This is a genomic window from Corynebacterium sp. HMSC072A04 (assembly GCF_001809235.1).
Lineage (GTDB): Bacteria > Actinomycetota > Actinomycetes > Mycobacteriales > Mycobacteriaceae > Corynebacterium > Corynebacterium hiratae.
In genome coordinates this window covers 21,363-43,782 of record NZ_KV796806.1, presented here as the reverse complement: position 1 = coordinate 43,782, position 22,420 = coordinate 21,363, and the positions used below count along the sequence as shown (strand labels likewise).

General features: G+C 57.7%; 19 protein-coding genes and 1 pseudogene. 14 read left to right on the top strand and 6 right to left on the bottom strand.

What is annotated here, in order from left to right; genetic code table 11:
- The first annotated feature begins 38 nt into the window (after positions 1 to 38).
- Both HMPREF2565_RS10380 and HMPREF2565_RS10375 read left to right on the top strand, forming a co-directional pair.
- Positions 39 to 1,085, top strand: coding sequence for an Lrp/AsnC family transcriptional regulator (locus HMPREF2565_RS10380; RefSeq protein ID WP_071407302.1), 1,047 nt, complete (start codon positions 39 to 41; stop codon positions 1,083 to 1,085).
- Between the two features lie 118 nt (positions 1,086 to 1,203).
- Positions 1,204 to 1,710 carry a GNAT family N-acetyltransferase gene (locus tag HMPREF2565_RS10375; RefSeq protein ID WP_070821544.1) on the top strand — a complete coding sequence of 169 codons (507 nt, stop codon included), beginning with the start codon at positions 1,204 to 1,206 and terminating at the stop codon, positions 1,708 to 1,710.
- Between the two features lie 31 nt (positions 1,711 to 1,741).
- On the opposite strand, the gene HMPREF2565_RS10370 is transcribed toward HMPREF2565_RS10375, so the two are convergent.
- From HMPREF2565_RS10370 to HMPREF2565_RS10360, 3 genes are all read right to left on the bottom strand, one after another.
- Positions 1,742 to 5,047, bottom strand: coding sequence for an AAA family ATPase (locus HMPREF2565_RS10370; protein WP_071407301.1), 3,306 nt, complete (start codon positions 5,045 to 5,047; stop codon positions 1,742 to 1,744).
- 215 nt (positions 5,048 to 5,262) lie between these two features.
- On the bottom strand, positions 5,263 to 6,924 hold the full coding sequence (locus HMPREF2565_RS10365; protein ID WP_084738733.1) for a bifunctional metallophosphatase/5'-nucleotidase: 1,662 nt from the start codon (positions 6,922 to 6,924) through the stop codon (positions 5,263 to 5,265).
- A 128-nt stretch (positions 6,925 to 7,052) separates the two neighbouring features.
- Entirely contained in the window at positions 7,053 to 7,514 is a 462-nt protein-coding gene (locus HMPREF2565_RS10360) for an ASCH domain-containing protein (protein WP_071407299.1), read from the bottom strand.
- Positions 7,515 to 8,223: 709 nt separating this feature from the next.
- On the opposite strand from HMPREF2565_RS10360, the gene HMPREF2565_RS10355 reads away from it, so the two are divergent.
- The 6 genes from HMPREF2565_RS10355 to HMPREF2565_RS10330 all read left to right on the top strand — a co-directional run bounded on the left by HMPREF2565_RS10355 (position 8,224) and on the right by HMPREF2565_RS10330 (position 14,296).
- Positions 8,224 to 9,471: an arginine deiminase gene (locus HMPREF2565_RS10355; RefSeq protein WP_071407298.1), complete on the top strand. Its 1,248-nt coding sequence runs from the start codon at positions 8,224 to 8,226 to the stop codon at positions 9,469 to 9,471.
- A gap of 454 nt (positions 9,472 to 9,925) precedes the next feature.
- Entirely contained in the window at positions 9,926 to 11,215 is a 1,290-nt protein-coding gene (locus tag HMPREF2565_RS10350) for a hypothetical protein (RefSeq protein ID WP_071407297.1), read from the top strand.
- A gap of 36 nt (positions 11,216 to 11,251) precedes the next feature.
- Positions 11,252 to 11,824, top strand: coding sequence for a hypothetical protein (locus HMPREF2565_RS10345; protein WP_070517209.1), 573 nt, complete (start codon positions 11,252 to 11,254; stop codon positions 11,822 to 11,824).
- Positions 11,825 to 11,827: 3 nt separating this feature from the next.
- Entirely contained in the window at positions 11,828 to 12,421 is a 594-nt protein-coding gene (locus HMPREF2565_RS10340) for a hypothetical protein (RefSeq protein ID WP_070517205.1), read from the top strand.
- Between the two features lie 244 nt (positions 12,422 to 12,665).
- Complete coding sequence (locus HMPREF2565_RS10335) at positions 12,666 to 13,919, top strand: ATP-binding protein (protein ID WP_070517202.1); 1,254 nt, start codon at positions 12,666 to 12,668, stop codon at positions 13,917 to 13,919.
- A gap of 29 nt (positions 13,920 to 13,948) precedes the next feature.
- Entirely contained in the window at positions 13,949 to 14,296 is a 348-nt protein-coding gene (locus HMPREF2565_RS10330; protein WP_070517200.1) for a DUF2200 domain-containing protein, read from the top strand.
- Positions 14,297 to 14,330: 34 nt separating this feature from the next.
- On the opposite strand, the gene HMPREF2565_RS10325 is transcribed toward HMPREF2565_RS10330, so the two are convergent.
- A complete protein-coding gene (locus HMPREF2565_RS10325; RefSeq protein WP_070517199.1) occupies positions 14,331 to 14,561 on the bottom strand; it encodes a hypothetical protein in 231 nt (76 codons plus the stop codon).
- A 1-nt stretch (position 14,562) separates the two neighbouring features.
- The gene (locus HMPREF2565_RS10320; RefSeq protein ID WP_070517197.1) at positions 14,563 to 15,405 is read right to left on the bottom strand and encodes a RelA/SpoT domain-containing protein; all 843 of its coding nucleotides are present in this window, start codon (positions 15,403 to 15,405) and stop codon (positions 14,563 to 14,565) included.
- A 316-nt stretch (positions 15,406 to 15,721) separates the two neighbouring features.
- Between HMPREF2565_RS10320 and HMPREF2565_RS10315 the strand changes: the two genes are divergently transcribed.
- The 5 genes from HMPREF2565_RS10315 (at position 15,722) to HMPREF2565_RS10295 (ending at position 20,136) form a co-directional block, all read left to right on the top strand.
- Positions 15,722 to 16,249: a hypothetical protein gene (locus tag HMPREF2565_RS10315; protein WP_070517195.1), complete on the top strand. Its 528-nt coding sequence runs from the start codon at positions 15,722 to 15,724 to the stop codon at positions 16,247 to 16,249.
- Positions 16,250 to 16,309: 60 nt separating this feature from the next.
- Positions 16,310 to 17,263 (top strand): DUF2891 family protein, encoded by a 954-nt coding sequence (locus HMPREF2565_RS10310; protein WP_070517193.1) that lies wholly within the window; start codon positions 16,310 to 16,312, stop codon positions 17,261 to 17,263.
- Positions 17,264 to 17,303: 40 nt separating this feature from the next.
- Positions 17,304 to 18,161 carry a sortase family protein gene (locus tag HMPREF2565_RS10305; RefSeq protein ID WP_070680355.1) on the top strand — a complete coding sequence of 286 codons (858 nt, stop codon included), beginning with the start codon at positions 17,304 to 17,306 and terminating at the stop codon, positions 18,159 to 18,161.
- A 290-nt stretch (positions 18,162 to 18,451) separates the two neighbouring features.
- Complete coding sequence (locus HMPREF2565_RS10300) at positions 18,452 to 19,354, top strand: hypothetical protein (protein WP_070680358.1); 903 nt, start codon at positions 18,452 to 18,454, stop codon at positions 19,352 to 19,354.
- A gap of 179 nt (positions 19,355 to 19,533) precedes the next feature.
- Entirely contained in the window at positions 19,534 to 20,136 is a 603-nt protein-coding gene (locus HMPREF2565_RS10295) for a hypothetical protein (RefSeq protein WP_071407296.1), read from the top strand.
- Between the two features lie 80 nt (positions 20,137 to 20,216).
- Here HMPREF2565_RS10295 and HMPREF2565_RS10290 read toward each other — a convergent pair whose 3' ends face one another.
- On the bottom strand, positions 20,217 to 21,797 hold the full coding sequence (locus tag HMPREF2565_RS10290; RefSeq protein WP_071407295.1) for a peptide ABC transporter substrate-binding protein: 1,581 nt from the start codon (positions 21,795 to 21,797) through the stop codon (positions 20,217 to 20,219).
- Positions 21,798 to 22,211: 414 nt separating this feature from the next.
- Here HMPREF2565_RS10290 and HMPREF2565_RS13975 point away from each other — a divergent pair.
- A pseudogene (locus tag HMPREF2565_RS13975) lies at positions 22,212 to 22,420 on the top strand (hypothetical protein); the annotation flags it as partial.

Here is a 22,420-nt window from a genome sequence, read left to right as displayed (position 1 = left end):
GCTCTACTTGTTTGAATGACGTTTAGAAACAGGAGAATATGTTCGGTATGGACTCTGGGATAGATCCTGGAAAGACCATGATGTCGGAATTGGACTTCGCGTTATTTGATGCCCTTCAGCGCAATCCCCGCGCGCCCTGGGCGGAAATCGCGCGGACAATTGGGGTAAGCGGCCCCACGGTGAGGCGACATTGGCACGCTCTGGTGAAGTCGGGAGCTGGCTGGATCGCTACCTACCCAAATAGGGTCCGGGGGTTGATGTGCTTCAGCGTGCGGGTCAAGTGCCAGCCAGGGTTCGTAGAGGCAGTCGCCAAGCAACTTTGTCAGGTCCCAGAAGTGATGTCGGTAAGTGAGATGACCGGCGCGTACCAGATTCAGCTCATAGTCTTTGTTCCTAACAAGAGCCGCGTGCGCCCAGTACTCAATGTGTCCATAGGTCAGGTCGAAGGCATATCCGAACTAATCATTTCACTAATGTCGGATGTCCAGCTTGAAGGTGCTCAGTGGAGCAGCGGCACCCTTGGCCGAATCGAAAAATCACCCAATCTTTACAAGTTCCCGGAAGTAGAGTTCGACGAACGTGTGGAAAAGACGCTTCGTGTGTTGGAATGCGATGGACGAGCCGGCGCCTCGCGTATTGCTTCATCTTTGGGGCTCGGTGACCCACAGGCCCGGCGGATTGTTAAACAGTTTCTCTCGCGGCGGGTTCTTATCCAGCGAGTGGAGGCTGCACCGCTCCACGACGAATGGCCTGGAGTGCTGGCCCTATGGCTGCTGGTCCCGCCGGCTAAGCTCGACGAGGTAGTCACGAAGATTAAGACCTTTCCAGACGCGCGCTTGTGCACAACACTGGTAGGTGGGGAAGCAAACCTCTACGTCATTTTATGGCTAAGGTCCTTCAGCCAAGCCAACGAAGTGGAATCTGACGTAGTCCGCGGCTTACCGACTCGCGTAGTCAGCCGCAGCATCCTCCTGCAGCACCACAAGAGGGCGGGAGTGCTCCTCGACGAAGAGGGGAGGAAAATCGGCCACGTCCCCTGGACAGATAGTCCTTCACTGCATGCACATGTATTACATGCGTGCTGATCGTGAAGACCCCTCGTTTAGTGGACACTAAGCAGATGCGTTTGATGGGAATTGAAGGGATTTCACCGGGTGATTGGATAGCCTGGGAGTCCTGTAAATCTCAATGAAAGGACTCCCTATGAATCAAGATTTCGCCCTCCAGACCCCACGGCTTTCATTGTCGGTGCCTACGGATGCCGATATTGATGCCATCTTTGCCATTCACTCGGATGCCCGTACCTACGAACATCGTCCTGAACTGGCGATGAAGACCAGGGATGAGGCCGTAGAGCTGGCACGCTCGTGGCAAGAGAACTGGAGGGATAAGCAGTTGGGCTACTACGTGGTGTCCACGCTTGATGGCACCACTATTGGTTTCACTGGTGTGCGCCATAGCGAAGAAGCCGGTGAGGAAGTGCTCAACCTCTACTACCGTTTCGCACCCGAATCGCAAGGCCGGGGCTATGCCAAGGAGGCAGCGGCCGCTGCAATTGCCAGTGCGCGCGAACGTTTCCCGCAGCTCCCCGTCGTTGCCATCATCGACCCCACCAATGAGGCGTCGATTGCCCTAGCCTTGAAACTCGGACTTCAGCACGTCCCCGGCGCAGGAGTGCCGGATGACTACGAGGTGTACCGCCTCGACTGATGAAGAACCGTCTAGTCGAGGCGGTTTTCACCTAGCGCTTCCACGTCACAAGGGCAACTGCGCCAAAGAGGACGGTGCCGAATGCCGCAACCATCCACGCCAGCATCAGTAGTCCAAGGAACACATCTGGGGCACCAGCCACTGCTCCCACGATTATTGCGATAGTCAACGCAAGCAAACCTAGAGCTGAGCGTTTGAACCAGCGTGGGGACTTTCTCTCCTTGCGCGGCTGAGAGGTTTCTGGGACCGGCTGAGCTGGCTCCACTGATGGTGCCGGTGCGAAAGGAGATTCTTGCTTCGGCGTCGGTTCCACGAACCAAGATAAAGATTCATCCTGTGTGTTCTGCTCACGCTGCTGCGGCGTCTCTGCCCACGGTGATGGCTGTTGCGCAGGCGACGGTTCTTGTTGTGCGTGCTGTGTTGGCTCCCCTGGTGCATGAGACGGGCTCCAGCCTTGGAGCGGAGAAAGGGAGTCGGCGGCATCTTCCAGATCAGGATTCGCGTTAGTGACCGGACCTGCTGTTTCCGTAGTGGTTGTCGGCTCGTCGTCCACAATGAATGGATTATCTGCCTGCAGGTCTGAGACTGCCGCGGCCGCGATAACGTCCGTTTCTTCCTCTTCCTGGCGCAGCTGCTCCTGCGCCCATGCGGCAAAGTCTTCACGCTTCACCAGTGGTTTGTTGTAACGCACCGCAAGACTTGCTTTGCCGTCCTGGGCTGAGAGGTCATCAGTTACAAGGACATCACACCGCGTCTTGGTTACGGACTGCTTGTACACCAGCCCCAGCCCCGCACAGAATTCTTGAAGCACCGGCCCTTGCGGGTAAAGCTGATTATCAATGATGGTGGAGCCACGGAATGCTACGCGGGTACCTGGTGTCAGGACGTCCGCGGCCCGCGCGACATTGTGTGCTGCCTGCGCAACATGCGAACCGTTAGCAGCGGCTGCCGGAGCAGCCTCAGTTTCCTTCACTGGAGCACTGACTGGTTCCTCTACTACTGCTCCGGTGTCCGCTGCGGGGGCGGGTGCTTCGAGGAACGGGCCGTGCTCGTACCAGTACTCGAAATCTTCCTGCGAGATGATCGGCTTCCCGAACTCGCGAGCTGCTTGAGCTTTACGAGACATCGATGCCACGTCGCGGGCGACGAGTAAATCGCACCGTGTCTTCGACATTCCCTTCTTGTACTCAAGGCGGCGGATACGGCAGATGCGGTCGAGACGCTCGTCGTCGGCGGGGCCGCCGAGGAGCTCGTTACGGCCGGTGAAGGCTACTCGGGTTCCCGGAACAAGGAGACTCGGGACATCCACAGTGGTGTTTTCGACTGCTGGCAGTTCCACGGTGCGAGTATCGATGCGTGCGACGCGGGCCAGGATGTCGTCGTAAAGCTCCTGCGTCCACAAGCCCCTTGATACCGCCCATGCAGAGAGAAGCTCGGCGCACTCTTCCACTTCAGCGAATGAACGCGGCATCACGGTGCCACCAGACATCGCTGCCCACGCATTATCCGAATCCGTGGCCTGCAACTGGTCCAGGGTCATCGGCGCTTTCGGTGCCCAGGAAGGAATAAGCACTGCGCCTTCGGTTTCTCGTTCTGCGGGAGGAACTAGTTGTCCACGTGACGGAGCAATCGTGCCCTTCTCATAGGCAACCGCCATCGACTCACACCGGCTGACGACGTCATCACCCTCGGGTTCAAAGCTAAAGTCCCCCACCTCGTAGCCGATTCCGAGCGCAACATCCATGCCCTTTTCTTGGTGGCGAACGGCACGCTCGAGCATGGCTAGGCGGTCACCTACGACGATGCCGCCTTGTGCCTGACGGAGGAGAAGCGGCCAGAAGTCTCCCAAGGTCGGTGCCATTGCGAGCCCGCCCACCGGAACACTGTAGCGCTGCCCGAATTCTCCGAGGTCCGCCATCGGATTAATCCAGGATCCAAAGCTCGCAACCCGAGTCCCGTTGTGATACACAATCGCATGAATGCGCGCGATGTGCTCACTCATGCCAAAGCTCACGCCGTTGAAAGACACGAGCACCACGCGGTCCGTATTGACGCCGCTACTTACTTCGCGCCTGACGCGACGGACAAGAGCGTTGTTAGCCCGTATGTGACGAGGCTCCACCGGAGTAGAAAAGCGCAGATGCTCCAAATCAACTGCGCGCGATAGCGCAACATAAAACTGACCATCGGTGGCGGTACCGCCGGCAAGGTCGATGTAGAGCTTCGGGATTGTCTTACCTTGGCTCTTATGGATGGTGATGGCCCAAGCCAGGATGACTGGGAACTGTCTGATTGTTCCGATGGTCTCACTAACCAAGCGCGAGCCATCAACTCCTGGCCGGTTAATTTCCCAGGTGTGCGGGGTCAGGGTGACCACTTCACCAGTCGCGTCAATTCGTACATCGATCTCGTGCTCAGTAGCCCGCACGATCTGGCCAAAACTACCGTTGACGAATCGGCCCTTCGGATCATTAATCACGGTCATGACGCGCGCTCCCTCGGCATAGTGAAGTTCATCCTCACCGCTAAAGGAATTGGCTGGAAGCTCGCCGGTGCCTTCCGCAACCGAGACGAACTTTGCTGCAGGAAGGTTAGCTAGCTTTTGCCGGTTAATCCTTGCCACCGTCGACTTACGTGACGTCAGCGTCACCCAGTCATCTGGCGCATCAAAATCAGGAACAACCAGACGGTTCAGAATTTCTAGTGATTCTTCGCCGACACTTCCCTCACGCACTTCGTTAAGAAGGTCAATAAACGTTGGGTCGGCCTGACGCCAGACCTGGGTTAGGTTGACTTCTTCTAAGTCGAGCTGTGTGTACACCTGGGCGGAGAAGAAGTAAGGGGTTTCCCACACCGAGTTGAAAAGCTCGGCTTCGTTTGGAGTAACGACAGGTGGCAGTTGCAACAAGTCACCGACGAGAACGAGCTGTACTCCGCCAAAGGGCTTCCCATTCCTGCGGATACGGCGAAGAGCCTGGTCCATCATGTCGAAGAGATCGGCACGAACCATCGAGATCTCGTCCACGACGAGAATGTCGGTTTTCTTTAGCACGTCCCACGTCACGGTGGACGGGCGCCACGCACCGCCCCTTTCTAGATCACTAGGGACCATCGATGGCCGAAACCCAAAGGCTCGGTGGATGGTAAAACCTTCGATGTTCAAGGCAGCAACACCAGTGGGAGCGGTAACGAGCACTTCCTTGTGCCCCGTGTTTTCAAGGAATTCCCGCAACAGCGTGGACTTACCGGTTCCGGCCTTTCCTGAGATGAGAACGTTCCGTCCTGCGCCGATTAAATCAAGAGCATGACGAAATTCTTCAGTTAGCGTGATTGCCACGATTCCTCCGAGAGAGTGAGCGAGTCCAAGAGAGATTCAACAGCAACTAACTTATCGGAGTCCCCGGACAAGAGATAAGTTGCGCCAAACAGCTGTTCGTTGGCCTCACGCAATTCAGGAAATCCCAAAAGCACTGAGCCGCTGCGGTTCGTTGGCTACAACGAGATAGAACGCCTTGCCCACAAGAGGAAGCGGCCTGGCCAAAGAACTAATTGCTAAGTGCCCGGCAAGAAGGTCTTCAGATAGCGAACAATCCCGTCCAGTACGGGCTTGGGAGTAACCGCGATGAAGGCTCCTGCCAGTGCAGCAATCACCCCGATGGCAACGGCTGCGCCATGCGAAGATCCAATCGATGATTCTTCTGTCTTCCCACCGTTTGCTGGGCCGTTTGGCTCATCAGGAGTCTTCAAAGGTGAGAGCTCACCATGCCGCTTGATGTACTCGGAGAAGACATCGACGTCGATTGCCGTGCCTGTAGAAGTAACACGCACATCGCTGAATGAATCGATCTTGTCGCCACCGTTTACCACGTAGTTGCTAATGGCTAGTGAATAGGTGGCATTCATGTCCATTGACGTGCCATCATCGAGCTTTATCGCCGTGACGCGCTCACCCAATGGCGCAGATGCGTTGAAATCAAACGTGAATCCGGCAGTTCGCGGGAAGCCGTTTCCACCGTCCGGGTTGGATTCAATACCCTTTTCCAGTGCATCCTTGATCTGTGCGCCTGTTGCTTGAATCGCGATTGGTGAGTTACCGAAAGGAAGCACCGATTGCGCATCGCGACGGGTCAAGGTCCCTTCTTTCATGTCAGCACGCTGGCCGCCACCGTTCTGCCATCCGAGCTGGGTATCGAAATGTTCGCGGTACGCGTCCGCTACCAACGGACCTAGTTCCGCTTTTGATAGAGCTTGCGTCGCGGTACCAAGTTGCTCGCCCAGTTGACGGTCTAATTCGCCGTAGAGTTTCTCGCTGCGCGCCTTCCACTCTTCGTTAGCGTTAAGCGATGGATTGACCGGATGGTTCACCACCTTCACTGTGCTCTTCTGCGTGGAACGGTCAACGGTGATGTCGAGGTGAACCAAAGTTCCATAATCAGCGCGCGGTGCGACAATCGGCCGACGATCTGCGGTGTAGGTTACCTCTTCCGGTGATTGTGCCTCGTTTTCTTCACGCAGCGCTGCTGCAAGCTCGGGAATCTGCTCCATCACCTGAGTGGTGTCTTCTTTTGAAATCTGGCTGAGCAAAACGATTGCATCGACGCCTTCTTCTTGGAGCTTGTTAACCCCGGCGCGTGCGGATTCAGCGAAGTCCCCCATCACGACGTCCTTGGCAGCTACCGTTCGATCAAGGTCAGCAGTAAGAGAAACAAACCCGATGGTGAGGTCGCCGGACTTAGCAGTGAAGGTGGTCCCATCCTCGCTGATCGGCTCGCCATTCTGGGTAGTCAGATTGCTGGAAATCCACGGAAACTCAGCCTTTTCGATAAGGCTACGAGTATGGTCCACGCCGTAATCAAAGTCGTGGTTGCCAAAGTTGCCAACGTCCACACCGAGTTCGTTAAAAGCCTCTACGAATGGCTCACCGCGAAAGACTGAGCCGAATAGGCTGCCGGCAGCAAGTTCTCCACCAAAGGCGACAATGGGGTCGCCTTCTTCTTGGCGGATATTCTCGAGGGCAGTTGCCAAGTAGGCGATGCCACCTTGGTGGCTACCGTCATCCCAGGCTCGGGGCTCGAACTCCTTCATGTCCTGGAAGTAGACAACGTCTCCGGTCGCTACTGTCGACTGAACTGGGTCCGATTCAGCAGCGATAGCGTTAGATGCGTTGAGAGAAAGAAGAGCAGCTAAAGCAAGAACGGTGTGACGATTGCGCATAGAGACATTCTGCCTAACGCGGCTAGAGGTTCCCCGACCTTGAGGCAAAATCTAGATGAACATTCATAGTCCAGATGCTTACCGCTGGGCACGAGCTACGAAAACGCCTAGACCGCGGGCATGTCCCTTCAGGAATCCCACGGCTCCAATGCCTTAACCGGATACCGCCCATCAACGATAAAACGCTGGCACACCACCTGAGTGTCATCGTTGATGTCTAGCTCTCCGATGTATTCAACGAACTCGGGTGAGCGCCAGAACTGCTCGTGCCCGGCGCGCCATTCACTGGCATCGGCGTAGCCCTCGCCCTCGGCGATGGCGTGCTCGTCACTGACGTCTGCGAGCCGGCGGACCTGGACCTCGGTAGTGCGGATGACGCACACCACGTTGTCGTGTGAGTCGAGGACGGCCTCAAGAGTGCCCACATCCTCGCGCGGGTTGCGGCCGCGCGGGTGCTCAACCAGCAAGGATGACGTAGTGGTTTTGGTGCCGTCCAGGATGGCGGTGACGAGGGCGTCGCGAAGCGGGCCAGGGAAGGCGAACTCGCCACGGGGCAACTCCGATATAGGTTTCAAAGCATCCTGAGTCATGCGTTTACAGTACGTGGCTCATGAATGCTGTTAACCAAGCACGTGCTAGCTTGCCGTTTCGTCCAACTGGATGTTCGACCCGCGCGTTCGAATCATTCGCAACGATGTCCAGCCCCAGTCGTAATGTCAACGATGCCCCTACACGGAAGGCTGGGACTCCACCCTTCTTCCCTATCACTCCGGGGCCGCGCCGCCACTTCCCATTGCCTAGCGGCGCGGCCCCTCTTTCAAACTTCAAAGCTCTTCATAAACTTCAAAGAATTCACAAAGTTCATAAACTTCACAAGTCTTCAAAAGCTCTCTGGGTTGGATTCGCGCAACGGGTCGTGGGAGGGCATGAGAAAATCTCCCCTTTCTACTATTCGCGCAGAGTTTTCATTCCCTCCGTCTTTATTCATCCGACTTCCGGTCGGGGCACGATGACCTTCGGCGTCGGTGTTGCCGCAGTGATGGAGGGATGGACGTCGGCAAGCGCGGCGTGGAACCGCACCATGCGCGCGCCGGGAACGTATGAATAAACGCGGATAATAGTATACACACAGCCGCAAAACCTACTCTTACGTGGACTTTCCTCAGTGCCGGGGAGCTTGAAAAAGTTCAAACTTATCTTAGAATTGTCACCTAGTTCACAATTGACCCTTGCGGTGCTACCCCTCACTGCACTCGTGACTGACACGGTGCACCGCGCGCAAAGAAAGGTTCACGGCAGATGACAACTCCCCCGCTGGGCGTGTGGTCCGAGGTTGGCAAGCTCCACCAGGTCATGGTGTGCGCACCCGGGCTCGCACACGAAAGGCTGACTCCCCGCAACTGTGCGGAGCTGCTTTTCGACGACGTCCTCTGGGTCGACGAAGCCAAGAAGCATCACGCGGAGTTCGTCGCCCAGCTGCGCAGCTACGGCGTCGAGGTGCTGGAGATGCACAAACTCTTAGAGGAAACCCTGGACACCCCAGGCGGGCGGGATTTCATCTTCGACTTCAAGCTGCTGGATAAGAACGTCGGTGTGGGCATCGGCGGCGAGTTGCGCCACTGGTTCAACGAAATGTCCAACGCACGCCTGGCGGAGCTCCTCATCGGCGGGCTGCCTTTTGCCGAAATCCCGAAGGGCCTCGGCCACGGCACCATCGACGCCATGCGCGAGGTCTACGGACCTGACGCTTTTGCGCTGCGCCCGCTACCCAATACGCAGTACGCGCGCGATAATTCGGCGTGGATTTATGGCGGGGTCTCCCTCAACCCCATGCGTATGCCGGCACGCCACCAGGAAACGCTGCTGACCCGGGCTATCTACAACTATCATCCGCGGTTTGCGCAGGCAGATTTTAAGTTCTGGTACGGAAATACCGATGAGGAACCGGGACTCGCAGCACTAGAGGGCGGTGACATCATGCCGATTGGCAAGGGCATCGTCCTCGTCGGCATGGGTGAGCGCACCACGTGGCAAGGCGTGAGCCAGCTGGCCATGCGGCTCTTCGAGGAAGGCGCGGCCGAGAAGATCATCATCGCCGGTATGGCCGCCGACCGCGCCTCGATGCACCTGGACACCGTGCTCACCTTCCTGGATGCAGATAAGGTCACGTCCTACCCCAAGGTCGTCGACACCATCCGGCCCATCGTTTTACACCCCTCCACGAGCACGGCGCCTTTCGACGTCGAACTGCCCACCGACTCCTTCCTCGATGTTGTCGCCCAGGCACTCGGCATTGGACGCTTCGAAGTCATCGAAACCGGCGGGGATGTTTATACCGCCGCCCGTGAACAGTGGGATGACGCCAACAATGTCGTGGCCATTGAGCCCGGCGTGGTGGTGGCCTATGACCGCAACAAGCACACCAATAAGAAGCTGCGGGCTGCCGGCATCGAGGTCGTCGAAATCGGCTCCGCAGAGCTAGGCCGTGGGCGCGGCGGCGGGCACTGCATGACCTGCCCCATTGTTCGCGAGGCGGTGGATTACTAACAGCACGATGGGAATGCATTTTCGCATCGACCAACGCACACCCTGCCCTACATAAGTGAGGGCCACGAGGGGGGCGAAGGGGACGTCGGCAAGCACGGCCCCAATCCCACCACGGCGGCAGCCACACATCCCTCACCCCAGGGTGAGTAATGCGGACATGACAGGTCCTTCAGCCCCCTCAGTCTCACCGTGGGAAACGGGCTGAGTGAAGCCCACTGCCAGCAGGTTTGACTGAAAACCATAGATTTCGACTCCCCCACATAGGGTTAATCAAATTATGGTGCACGAAAGGTCAAAACACTGGCAGTCATCATATTGACATCGCTAACTTCCCGGCAGCCCTAGGAAATATTTTCCCTACTTTTCCTAGGAGTGCGCTTCTGGCACCTAAGATTGTTTCAGGATTAAATTAGTTCCTCATCATTCTTTGAGCTTCTTTAAGGACGGTATCCAGGTGCACATCAAGGGACTCCGCGCACTCGCCCCGCTGGCGGCTACGGCCGCGGTGGCGAGTGCGGCCTTCATCGCGCCCGTGGCACAGGCGGCCAGCATTCCGCCCATGCCGCAGGCCTACCCCATCACAAACCTTTACAAGAGCTGCAGTGCAGCAGGCGAAGATAACGCCACGCCCGAGTGGCACTTCGCAGAAACCGGCCGCCGTTATTTGAGCGACGGCACCCTGCAGTTCAAGAACACCACTGACCAAGAAGTGCCCTATACCGCTTCGGTAGAAACGGGCACCAACCACAAGATTGAGGCCAACTCCAAGGCCACGATGCCTTCCGGGTGGGACACCACGGCCAAGTCCGATATCGGATTGAAGCTAAGCAACGGCTGGCAGGAGAAGGAAACCTTCGGCCCTATCACGCTCAAGCCGGGCGAGTCCTTCCGCGTGGAATACGGCGTGATGGAAAAGGACTTCATCTCTATGTTCGTCGGTTGTAACGACGACCGCCTAGAGAACATGCCGGGTGCCAACGTCATCCGCGGCAAGGGCCCGGCCGAGCGCTATGCCTTTGCCTACATCATCAAGGCCGATGGTTCGATTTCGGACCTGGCCATGGAGATTCCTTCCCGCTCCCCGGGCGCCAATTCCAAGCCCATCGAGGGCAACTACACCTCCGTATCCGGCCCCAGCCTGGAGAAGATCGCGGATCCGAAGAAGGATGAGATCATGCAACCTTCCGAGGACCTGCAGCGCGATCCATCTTGGCCGAAGGAGGGCGAGGCCTGCGAGGGCCGCGATAGCGCCTGGTACCCGCTGGACATCACTGCGGTAAAGCCGACCTTCCGCAAGCCGGGCTACTCCACGGACTTCCTCAACTGGTCCAAGGGCAACTACGAGTACGCGCCGGTCACTGATTTCGTCGTCGGCGCGGAGCATGCCCCCTACACCAATTGGCAGGGCAACCGCGGCGATATTCCGAAGGGCTGGCTGGAGTCCGTGGGTGCGGTCAAGCGCGCCTACATGCCGGTGGGAACTGAGCTCGAGCACATCGACCTGGCTCCTGGTGAGCGCGTGCGCGTGGAGTACGGCACCACCATGACCCGCATCAACTACCGCGAGATCCACTGCGGTAAGGACGGAAAGTACAGCCTGACCTCCAACTACAAGCAGACCACCGCGCCCAGCGGCTTCTGGGCGGAGGCCACCATCACCAGCAAGGACGGCTCCACCCGCACCGAGGACATCACCCCGGACGAGTACCGCAACCTTCCTGTTCCGACCCAAACCATCTACTAAGCACTTCCCTACTTTTCATCCAAGGAGTACACCCACATGTTCAAGACCAAGATTGCTTCCACCACCGCCGCCGTGGCCATCGCCTGCGGCCTGATCGCTACCCCAGCCGCCAACGCTCTTCCGGCACGTGACCTGGGCCCGGCTAACCCGACCACCATTGGTGAGCACTGCACCAACCCGGGTGATACCGGCCAGACAGTAGAGATCAAGCGCACCTACTTCGACGGCTCCGCTGGCTCCTGGACCATCTCCAACTACAACGATGAGCCGCTGCCGGTGACCCGCTCCATCAAGGAAACCAAGACCAAGACCTGGAACGTTTCCGCCGGCGTGGACTTCAAGCTGCTGGATCTGATCAACTTCACCTTCTCCTCCAGCTACACCGACTCCCAGTCCTACGAGGTCGGCGAGCAGGTCGGCCCGTACAACATCGCCCCGGGCAAGACCGCCGTCATGCGCGCTGGCTGGGTTGTCTCCGACTTTGAGGGCCAGAAGACCATCTGCGGTTCCGATAACACTTGGCAGGCCAACGGTGAGACCTTCACCGCTACCTTGCCGAAGGAGCGCCACGTGGAGGTCTCCACCCGCGACAACAACGATTGGGGCTAAGTCGTGCTGAAGAAGTCCATCGCGCGCACTGCCGCGAGCGCTTTCGCTGCGCTGAGCCTGCTGGCGGCCGCTCCCGTTGCCCACGCCGCGGACTTCGGCGGGGACTTCGAGCTGCCCCAGCGCTGGAATGAGGACCACAAGCCGGGCACTCACTGCGCAACACCCGGTGAGAACGGCACCTATGTCACCGCCACCCGCCGCTGGTTCAAGCAGACGGATGCCACCAGCGTGGCCAACCGCAACGATGAGCCCGTTCCGGTCAGCCACACCGTGACCCAAGCGCGCACGCAGACGATCGAGATCTCCGGCTCCATCAAGGGCGAAGACGAGCTGGCCAAGGTGCTCACCCAGACCTACGGTTTCACCTACGTTCACGAGCAGCACTGGAAGCTTGACCAAAAGGTCGGCCCGTACACGCTGCCGGCGAACTCCCAGGGCAAGCTGGTGTGGGGCTTTACCATGCTCGACACTGACGGCCAGGACGTACGTTGCAACGCTGATCAGGAATGGGAGGCTGTGGGCAAGCCCTACTCCGCCACCGTTCCGGAGGCGCGCTACTCCGAGCTGCAGCTTGGCGACGCCCCCGTCTGGAACTAACTGAACTAGCTCCCCTCCCCCAGGCCCCGCCACAGAGGGCACCCCTCGCGCTGCTTTACGACGGCTGAGGGGTGCCCTCTTTTCAGCGTTTCATAGCGTGATCGAACGGCAACGCAAGCATTGCAGAACGGCAACGGCCCCCTTGCAGAACGGCAACGCGGGAATTGCAGAATGGCAATGAGTTCTTTGCAAAACGGCAACGAGAGCCTTGCAGAACCGCAACATCGCAGGTAGATTGACTGTCATGACTGATTCTTTTCTACATAGAAACGCACAAGATCTGGCGGAGGAAATCCTGTCGGATACGCCTGTGCTGACCATTTCTGGCGCACGCCAGGTAGGAAAGAGCACCCTCGTTCATCAATTGCTCGAAGATAAAGAGCATAGGTTCTTTAATCTTGATGAGAGCGCTTCGCTGGCATCTGCACAAGAGGACCCAGACGGGTTTGTCAGGCAGATCCCCGAGGGGACACTAGCAATTGATGAAATTCAACGCGCGCCCGAGCTCTTTCGCGCAGTCAAAGGCGCACTCGAAGAAGATCGACGACCAGGACGCTTTATCCTCACCGGGTCGTCGAATCTCCTCAGTCTCACAGGAGCTGAAGAGTCGCTCGCTGGCCGTGCAGAAACAATCCGCCTTCACGGCCTTAGCGTGGGTGAACGCTTGGGCATCTACGATGACTTTGCCGGACGGGTGTGGTCATTAGGGGATTCAGGGCTGAATCCCACGTTTACTCCTTCCCGGAGTGACTACTTTCAGCTCTTCTGCACACCGAGTTTCCCAGGGCTTAGAGATGCTAGCCGGCGGCGACAGCACCGCTGGTTCGACGCCTACATTGAACGAGTACTGTCGAAGGATGCTGCCGAGCTCTACGGCATTCAATTCCCCGACCGCTTGAGCAATCTTCTCAACAAGTTGGCGGCACAAGGAACTGCGGAGCTTGTAGCTGCACACATTGGGCGCGCGCTCGATATTCCTCAACGCTCGGTCCCTACCTATGTGACTGCATTGAGTGACGTATTCTTGCTCAACCAGTTGCCGTCTTGGGGAACCAATCTAGAGAAGCGGGCAATTTCTAAGCCCAAGGTCTTTCTTTCGGATACCGCACTTGCTACAAGCCTTGCAGGACTCGATCCAGAGGCTTTGGAGATGAATATCTCCAGCACGATCACTGGAGGTATCTGTGAAGCTTTCGTCGCCAACGAGCTCTTGAAGCAGAAGGCCTGGTCTTCGATTGACTATCGCCTCTTCCACTTTCGTACGTCCACTGGCAAAGAAGTGGACCTCGTATTGGAATCGCGATCCCGGGACATCGTTGGCATCGAAGTCAAAGCTGCGATGTCGATCCAGCCGAAAGACTTTGCCGGCCTGCGCTATCTTCAGCAGGTTGCAGGCGCTTCCTTCCGCGCAGGAATCGTCCTGTATACGGGCAAAGACGTCCTACCAATGGGCAAGAACCTATGGGCAATGCCCATTTCCACGCTGTGGCACGGCTAAACCAGCAACAATGGATATACTGCGCCCCTATGTCCCACCGCATCTTTTCCGTGCCCTTCGCCGACATCTACCCGCACTACGTCAACAAAGTAGAGCGCAAAGGCAGGACTGTCAACGAGCTCCACGAAGTTATCTCCTGGCTCACTGGCTATTCAGTTGAGGGCTTAGAGCGGGCGCGAGAGGAGAAGGTCACCCTCGAGGAATTCTTCGAACAGGCACCACATCTCAACCCGTCCCGCTCACTTATCACCGGGAGCGTTTGCGGATACAAGGTGCAGGACATCGAGGACCCGCTGATACAAAACATTCGATACATGGACAAGCTCGTTGACGAGCTCGCCAAAGGCAAGGCCATGGAGAAGATCCTGCGCAGCTAATCTCTTCTCGCAGCGCTATTCAGAGCCGCCGGACTTAAGCCACAAAAGGGTACGGCGGCGCGGTTTTCTCACGGAAGAAGTAACGCGCATGCGTGTGCCGGACGGATTCCAAGTTCGTAGCACCAATAGCAACGAGTTCAACATCGGGGTCATCGTTGATTTGATCAAGGTCATGACGGGCAAGAGTTGCCTCAGTCAAGGTTCCAAACTCGGTAACATTCAATGCACCCGTCGGGCGGTGATACTTGATGAGAAAAGCCGGCATGCTATTCGCTCCTTTCCGACCCATTGTCTGCCCATCTCTTGTCGAGCCGACTAATGAATCTATCCAACATCGTAGAAGTCTTTTGCCGCAATAAACGGGCTTCACGCAGCCCTACTGTTTCGAGGATATGCTCGGCAAACGGAGGGGAAAGCGCATCGAAATACCTCTCCACTTTGTACACAACGTCTGAAAGCTCATGGAGTGAGCGGACCTGGGTATTGAATTGCCGCGGTACTTGCTCACCAAACTCCAAGTATCGAATGCCCCGACCGTATAAGTCACCAGCCAGTTCGTAGAGGTTGGCCCATCGTGATTGGAGTGCTGTGCGTAGTTGGAACTCGGCACGGCCTGCCGGAGAATAAATGTGCAGATGGATCGCCCGATACCCAGAGTGCGGCTTTTCTCTCATATCCTGAATTTTGACGCGAGCAGCGCCTTGCTCTTCAAGGTCTTGGGCAAGTATTTCAGCGACTCTTGTTTGCTCCGAAAGCGAGACATCAAAGTCCATTCGCACTCCCGAAAAATCGTGGATGCTCTCCAGCGGAAAGCTCGGCATTCTCCTTAGTTTCTCAACAAGCACTGGCCGGGTCTTAACCCTCGATCCTACGAAGAAACGATTCGAATCCGGCTCCACAACGGCATTTGTCGAACGCTCCAGTGGCACACCCGATTTACTCAATGCTGATACGGCCAAGGACTCAAGATGGTCGCATAAGGCAGACTGTTGAACCAATATGAGCCGGTATAGCCCCTCATCGATCTCTTTCCCAGCGCGCAGCGCACTGCCTATTCGATGTATCTGCCCTTTACTAAAAGTTGTCGGCTTTTGTTCTAAGAACCTCATGGCTCCCCCTCGTGAGTTGTGCAGCAGTCCTCTTCTGTGAACTGCATCCTATGCTGTGGACACCCTTGCGCCCCACAATGAACCGATTCCCCAACGCTTCAAATGTCTGCTTTACACATTAGAAAGAAGCTAAGACAATAACTCACACAATCGCTCCTTTGTTCGACTGCCTCGAAAATTACCAGCCGAATTCTGGCTATACAGTCAGGAAAGAATGGTTTGTTGACCAACAGAACCCTCCCATTTTTCAGCGCTCGGACGCGTCCCGCGATACAGTAAAGCCGCTTCCCTACTTTCCCTATTGAAGGAGACTTCTATGAATTCGTGGCATCGCCGGTCCGGCCTTGGAATGGCAACAGTCATCGCCGCAGGCCTCGTAGCGGTTCCTACTGCGACGGCACAGGAGCTCAACGTGGAATCCTCTCGGTGCTTGCGCGAAGACTGCTTCAGCGCATTTAGCAGCAAGGCAGACGGGGCCGAAGAGTACAAGCCATCTGAAGAAGATGAAGCCCGGGCTAAAGAGATGTGGCAGAACGCTGAAGACGCCCGCCTCAAGCTGGAAGAGCTAAAGAACTCCGGCGCTTCAGCGGAAGAGATAAAAGCAGCCGAAGAGGAATATCGGTCCGCCTCCCAGGCATGGGGCGAGTTCAACATGGATATCAACGTCAAAGACGCGCTGCGCGACGAGCATGAGCACGAACTTGAACAGATTGACGCGAAAGAAAAGCGCCTCTCCCTGCTCGCAGCCGGTGGCGTCGTTGCTCTCGTCACCGCGGCGGTGGCTGGGCTTGCTAAAGCAGCAGAGTTTTTCCTCCCGCAGTTGAAGGCTGCACTTTCCCTGTAGCACACAACCACGAAACTGCAGGTCGTGATAGATGTCCGGGGTCTCTGTCATACTTGACGCATGACCACGCTAGAGAATTGGGCCAAAACCTGGGCGGAGACAATTGTGGACGCCCTCGAGCGCGAATTTCCCGCCGCAATGCACCACACGAGCAGCTCAGCTGATGATTGCACCGTGCGCCCACGCGAGCTGCACCCCAGTTTCTACGGCTGTTTCGACTGGCATTCCAGCGTCCACATGCAGTATTCCGGGGCGCTGTTGGATACCATGCTCGGGCCCAAGTCTCCCACCAGTCTTGCCACGCTCCTCGACGATCGCCTCAGCCCCCAAGCCCTCACCATCGAATACAACTACCTTGTCGAACACCCCGGGTATGAGATGCCCTACGGGCGCGCTTGGCTGTTGCAACTAGCCTCCATCCGTCCCAGCGAATCGATGGACAAGCTCGTCGAGCTCACCGCGCAGCACTGCCACGACTGGCTCGGTTCACTCAACCAACCAGTACTCCACGGCATGCACTCCAATACCGCCTTCAACCTTTTCCTCATCCTCGAGGCCGCGGAGAAGATCGGGCAGGATTCGCTGGCGGATTCGGTGCGCAAGGCTGCGGTTCGCCTTTTCGGCGATGACCGCGCCTACCCACTCGAGTGGGAGCTGTCCGGGCACGATTTCCTCTCTAACGGATTATCTGAGGCTCTGCTCATGTCGCGCGTTCTCCCGGACTTCCCGCAGTGGTTCGACGGTTTCCTCCCCCACCGCGCCGAAGCACTGGATTTCCTTACCGATATCCCAGAAGTACTCGACCCGACCGATGGCCGCTTAGCCCATCTCTACGGCCTGGCACTCACAAGGGCGTGGATGATTGTTGAGCTCGCCGAGCATTTCGACGCCTCGGCCCTGCCGCGCGCCGAAGCCTTGGTGGCCAGCGCGCGGCCGCAGCTTGTCGACGGCCACTTCATGTCCACCCACTGGCTTATCACCTATGCGCTGCGCTATCAGCTTGCCGTCGGGTAGTACTGTATTTTTCTAATCATCTATCCCTCAGGAGCACACCATGGATTCTCGCTACTCGGCGCGGCGCGATAACTACCGTCTGCCGGAAGAGGGAATCCGCATCGATCTCCGCGCAGAACGCGCCCGCCGCCGAAGCCGCTCCTCGTACGGCCGCGCGGGGGCCGTCGCCAAGCAGCAGCCCCACCGCCCACGACGCCGGTCAAACCAGGTCACAGCGCGCCATCGCAAGCCCAGCGACAGCCGTGGCCTCCACCTCGTAGCCATTGTGGCGGTGGTGCTGGTCGGCATTATCGCCGCGCTCAAGCTCAATCAGGAACCAGACACACCCGCACCGCAGCCCACAGAAGTAGCAACGGAGCCTGCTACCGTCATCGAGCCCTCCCCCGCGGTGGAGATGTACATCCCAGCGATTGATGTGCGCGCAAAATTCGAGGAAGGTTCCTGCCGGGTCAAGGACAATAAGATCAACCCGGACTCCATGAATAAGGCCTGTACCTATACCGCAGAGGACAAGCCCTATTCGCTGCCCGGAACGGACTCGCCGGACATCGTGGTCATTGCTGGTCACACGGGCGCGGGTGTGCCGGCGGTATTCAATAACCTCTACGACGGCCGCGCCGATGAGCACAAGGCTGCGGTGGGCGACAAGCTGTATCTGCGCACGCAGAATTCCGGCGAGCAGTGGCTGGTGTATACCGCAACAGATCTGCACGATCCCTCCAAGGAGGGCCTTGAGCAGGACGAGAGCATCTGGGGCACCGATGCCAAACCCGGCCGCTTGCTCACCATCAGCTGCATTCAGCCGGCCAACCCACTGGCTTCTGCAGTGCGCAACGCGGTGGTGGGCTGGCAGTTTGAGGGCGTAACAACCGCACCTGAGACTGCGCCCCAGAACTAGGCTCCGCCTGTTTTTACCCAATAACGGGGGGATGCCTGTTTACGCAGGTCATTGTCGAACATTCGCACAACCAGCAGGACCACATTAGCCACGACTCTTAGGCAATGACCAGCCGCTTTAACCCCCAGCACGATACCCCGTAGCGATCGAACACTCGGCATGCGTGGCGGGACTTCCATCCCGAAAGTTGCGGATTACCACATTGTAACCCCTGTGACTGATGTGAGAATTGTGACTATTGTGGTTCTGGTCTGATGAACTACCTCTCACAAACCCACTAGGAGACACACATGAAGCGCATCCACCGCACTCTGACCGCAGCCGCACTGGCTGGCTCCCTCGCACTGGGCGGCACCGCCGTTGCCTCTGCACAGATTCCGGCGCCGGCTGAGTTCGAACTCGATGGCACTACCTACCAGCGCCAGGCTGACGGCACCTACAAGAGCACCAATCCACTGGGCTCCGTCTCCCTCACCGCAGAACAGGCACAAGCTGCATGGGAGCGCCTGCAGGAAAAGCAAGCCCCCGCCGACAACCCCGCCGAGGATCCAGCAGCCCCGGTTGATGAGGACTCTCAGGACAACGCCCCTGCACCGGCCAACCCAGACCCGGCGCCGGCCGGCCCGTCCCAGGTTGACTACCCGATCGACAACGGCAGCGATGCTCCTAAGAATGACCCGGAGAAGCCGGAGGCTGGCGGCGAGAAGCCCGAGACCGGCAACGAGAATCCGGGGGCCGGTGAGGACAAGGACAAGCCTGTTACTCCTCCTTCTGGAGAGACCGATCCGACGGGCGGCTCCCAGCCCCCGGCCGGTTCCGCCGAGGATTCCGATTTCGACGCCAAGCAGCTGGCATGGCTGGCTCTGCCGGCCGCCCTCGTTATCGGTGGCGTGACCTGGTACCTGGCCAAGGACGGCAAGACCTACGTGAAGTCCCAGGAGGCAGCCCAGAACGACGCCCCGAGTGCCGAGGAGAAGGCCGCTTCCGAGCAGATGCTCAAGGAGAACAAGGACGAGGTCATCGCCCAGGGTGGTCAGGTTGCCGAAAGCACCGCCGAGAAGTCCCAGGTACAGTCGCGCGGTATCTCCGCTGAGACCGGTTCCAACACCGTTGCTCGTGGCCTCGCCGCACTGGCCATCGCAGCCATGATTGCAGCTGGTGCTTTCGCCGCCCGCCGCAAGTTCTTTATCTAAGAGTCCCTGCGCCGCGTTCCCCGCGTGCCTCCAGGCCTTACCTTGAAGAGCCTGGAGGAACGCGGTTCTCGCGGTTTTGTGCTTAGCGCTTGAGGTAGCGTTAATATAGTTGAATAGCCCCTGCACACCAAGGGTTTTCTATCTTTCACTTTCCTTCGCTCTATTTCTAGGAGAATCCCATGAAGAAGGCTTCACTCGCTCTCGCCACCACCGCCCTGGCAGGCTCTCTGTGTGTTATTGGCTCGACCATCGCCACCGCCGACGAGTCCACAACAAACGCCACCAACACCTCGGCTACCGAGATCAATTTCTGCTGGGCTCCAGCCGAAGAGTTCACCACCACCATCGAGGACACCGAGCACACCTTCAAGCAGGAGGAATTCGGACTCTGGCGCGCCACTGACAATGAAGAATTGACCCTCGACCGCGCCGAGGTCATGGCGATTGCCAAGGACAACGCCGCTGCCTGTGGCAAGCAGGACACCGCAGCCGCTGAAATCAAGGAGTCTCTGGCCAAGAACCCGCCGAGCTCGACGACGTCGACGACGACAACGCCGACCACCCCGACGGAGAAGCCCGCAGAGCCAGCGGATGAGCCTTCGCAGGCGCCGACCGGCACCAATGAGTCCAGCTCCTTTGATGAAGCCCTCAGCTCCAAGGACGGCGAGCCGACCGATCTTGGCATCGCAGCCATCGTCACTGCTGTCCTGGGCGTCATCGGCGCCATCGCTGCTGTCGCTCCGAACGTGGCAAAGTCCCTGGGCATTAAGCTGCCTTTCTAACAGCTCCGCCCGCTTAAGAAAAGCGCTCCTCACCACCAATCGTTGAGGAGCGCTTTTCACGTAGCAGGACGTGTATCGATCTACTTCAGAGTTACCTTGTAATACAGCGGCTTCGACTTCCACGTAAAGATCACGTCATCGACACGCTCGGAGTAGCCACCAGTGGAGTTGGTGTACCAGAGCGGGATTGCTGGAAGGTCCTTCATGAGCACCGCTTGGGCATCATTGACCCGCTCAACACTCTCCTCTTCGTTAGCTGCCGCGGCGGCCTTCTTCAGAAGCGAATCGAACTCGGGGTTGGAATAGTCAGCGTCGTTAGTCGCAGCACCCGTGGCATACAACGGTTCCAAGAAACTCGACGGCGACGGGTATACCGACTGCCAGCCGGTGCGGAACGCACCCTCGATAGTCTTGTTCGTGACTTCATCGCGTAGCGATTTGAAATCCGGATACGGCGCTGGCTGCGCATCAATATCAAGGGTGTTTCGAATGAAGTTCACGACAGCATCGACCCACTCCTTGTGACTACCGTCGGAATTGTACGCCACGGTGAACGGCCCCTTGAATGGCTTCATCTCCTCCGCCTTGGCCCACAGCTCGCGCGCCTTGTCCGGGTTATAGGTCAGGACGTCGTTGCCGGGGATGTCTGTGGCACCGTCGTTAAGCACAGGCGATGTGAAATCCACCGCCGGAGTGTTCGTCCCTTGGAAAATGGTCTGGGTAATCTCGTCGCGGTCAATGGCCATGGACAGTGCTTGTCGACGCAACGCCCCCGCCTCCCCGCTAAAGTTCTCATCCCCGGCGGGGATAGTAATGGACTGGAAAATTGCAGCAGGCTCGTTCACTGCGCGCTCGCCGAGATCAGTTTCAAAGTTGGCCATGACCGAGGACGGGACCGAGTCCAAAACATCGAGGTTCCCCGAAAGCAAGTCAGCATAGGCCGCACTGGCGTCGGCATAGAAAACGAAGTTCAGACCATCGTTCTGCGCCTTGCGGTCACCTTCATACTTCTCGTTGGGAACGAGTATCGCATTCTGGTTATGGTTCCATTCCTGCAGCTTATAAGGGCCACTTCCCACTGGGTTTTGGCCGTAGGCGTCGATGTCATCGAAGGCTGATTCGTGCATGGGGAAAAAGACGGAATAACCCAAACGCGTCTCGAAATCCGCCGTGGGCTCATCAAGTTCAATGGTGAACGTCTTCTCATCGACAACCTTGAGCCCTTCCATACTCTCTGCTCCTTCCTCGTAGCCCTTGATGGGCTCGAAGAAATAGGCAGAAAGCATGGCGTTCTTTACGGCGTTGTTCCACGTATCGACGTAGTCCTGGGCACGCACCGGGGAGCCATCGGAGAACACCGCATCCTCCTTGAGCGTGACCTTGTACGTCACGTCATCGGTCTTCTCGATGCTCTCTGCTTGGTCATTGTGCACCTCACCGTTCTCATCGAAGTACACGAGTCCCGAGTAGATGAGGTCGATGAGCGTTGCACCCGGCACATCGCTGGTATCTGCAGGAATGAGCGGCTTTTGGGGTTCGGTGGAGTTGGTACTGATGAAATCAACATCCGCCGCATCACCGGATCCATCTCCTCCGCATGCGGTCAGGCCAGCTGCTGCGACAACAGCGGCGAGGCTCGCGCCGACTTTTGTCCATTGCATGAGTTCTCCTTAGGGATATCACGTGTGTGAATTCTCTCATAACAATACGGCGATATGTTGCGCTTCACTCAATAAATGCACTCTCCGCCGCCGGAGACTTTCACAGATCCCCTGTGTAACGCCTGTCAACATCCTCAGCACCTACCCCACGCCTTCTCTCCGACCGCACCACCGCCATACAGTCTTTTTCGCGTTTTTGTAGCGCCATAACCGCGCCAGCAAACATTATTGCGCGCTGATAAGCCCTTGGCAGCTGTCATGGAATACCCATATAACCTTTCACAGTTTGACCAATCCTTTTCCGGCCTTCGTTAGCATGTGGGAGGTCGAATTCAGTAAGCGATAACGAACATCGCCTGATGACGGCTTTTCACTTTCATAAGACGTCCCCGATCTATTCCCAGGAGAAATAATATGAAGCGCATTTCCCGCAACCTCACCGCTGCCGCTCTGGCGAGCTCCCTCGCACTGGCTGGCGCCACCGCCGCCAACGCGGAGGAGAACACTGACGTAACCGTCAACGACGCCATCAACGCCATCACCGAGGCCAACAACACCGACACCACCACTGGCACCGAGAACGGTGGCGGCGAGGCCGGCGACGACGCTGGCAAGACCGAGGG

Bases quoted from the DNA above. Each gene is read 5' to 3' on its own strand.
- HMPREF2565_RS10305 (WP_070680355.1), top strand. From the start codon at position 17,304: ATGGATTCTCGCTACTCGGCGCGGCGCGATAACTACCGTCTGCCGGAA.
- HMPREF2565_RS10330 (WP_070517200.1), top strand. From the start codon at position 13,949: ATGTCCCACCGCATCTTTTCCGTGCCCTTCGCCGACATCTACCCGCAC.
- HMPREF2565_RS10320 (WP_070517197.1), bottom strand. From the start codon at position 15,405: ATGAGGTTCTTAGAACAAAAGCCGACAACTTTTAGTAAAGGGCAGATA.
- HMPREF2565_RS10365 (WP_084738733.1), bottom strand. From the start codon at position 6,924: ATGCGCAATCGTCACACCGTTCTTGCTTTAGCTGCTCTTCTTTCTCTC.
- HMPREF2565_RS10300 (WP_070680358.1), top strand. From the start codon at position 18,452: ATGAAGCGCATCCACCGCACTCTGACCGCAGCCGCACTGGCTGGCTCC.
- HMPREF2565_RS10360 (WP_071407299.1), bottom strand. From the start codon at position 7,514: ATGACTCAGGATGCTTTGAAACCTATATCGGAGTTGCCCCGTGGCGAG.
- HMPREF2565_RS10355 (WP_071407298.1), top strand. From the start codon at position 8,224: ATGACAACTCCCCCGCTGGGCGTGTGGTCCGAGGTTGGCAAGCTCCAC.
- HMPREF2565_RS10335 (WP_070517202.1), top strand. From the start codon at position 12,666: ATGACTGATTCTTTTCTACATAGAAACGCACAAGATCTGGCGGAGGAA.
- HMPREF2565_RS10325 (WP_070517199.1), bottom strand. From the start codon at position 14,561: ATGCCGGCTTTTCTCATCAAGTATCACCGCCCGACGGGTGCATTGAAT.
- HMPREF2565_RS10380 (WP_071407302.1), top strand. From the start codon at position 39: ATGTTCGGTATGGACTCTGGGATAGATCCTGGAAAGACCATGATGTCG.
- HMPREF2565_RS10310 (WP_070517193.1), top strand. From the start codon at position 16,310: ATGACCACGCTAGAGAATTGGGCCAAAACCTGGGCGGAGACAATTGTG.
- HMPREF2565_RS10295 (WP_071407296.1), top strand. From the start codon at position 19,534: ATGAAGAAGGCTTCACTCGCTCTCGCCACCACCGCCCTGGCAGGCTCT.
- HMPREF2565_RS10345 (WP_070517209.1), top strand. From the start codon at position 11,252: ATGTTCAAGACCAAGATTGCTTCCACCACCGCCGCCGTGGCCATCGCC.
- HMPREF2565_RS10315 (WP_070517195.1), top strand. From the start codon at position 15,722: ATGAATTCGTGGCATCGCCGGTCCGGCCTTGGAATGGCAACAGTCATC.
- HMPREF2565_RS10290 (WP_071407295.1), bottom strand. From the start codon at position 21,797: ATGCAATGGACAAAAGTCGGCGCGAGCCTCGCCGCTGTTGTCGCAGCA.
- HMPREF2565_RS10375 (WP_070821544.1), top strand. From the start codon at position 1,204: ATGAATCAAGATTTCGCCCTCCAGACCCCACGGCTTTCATTGTCGGTG.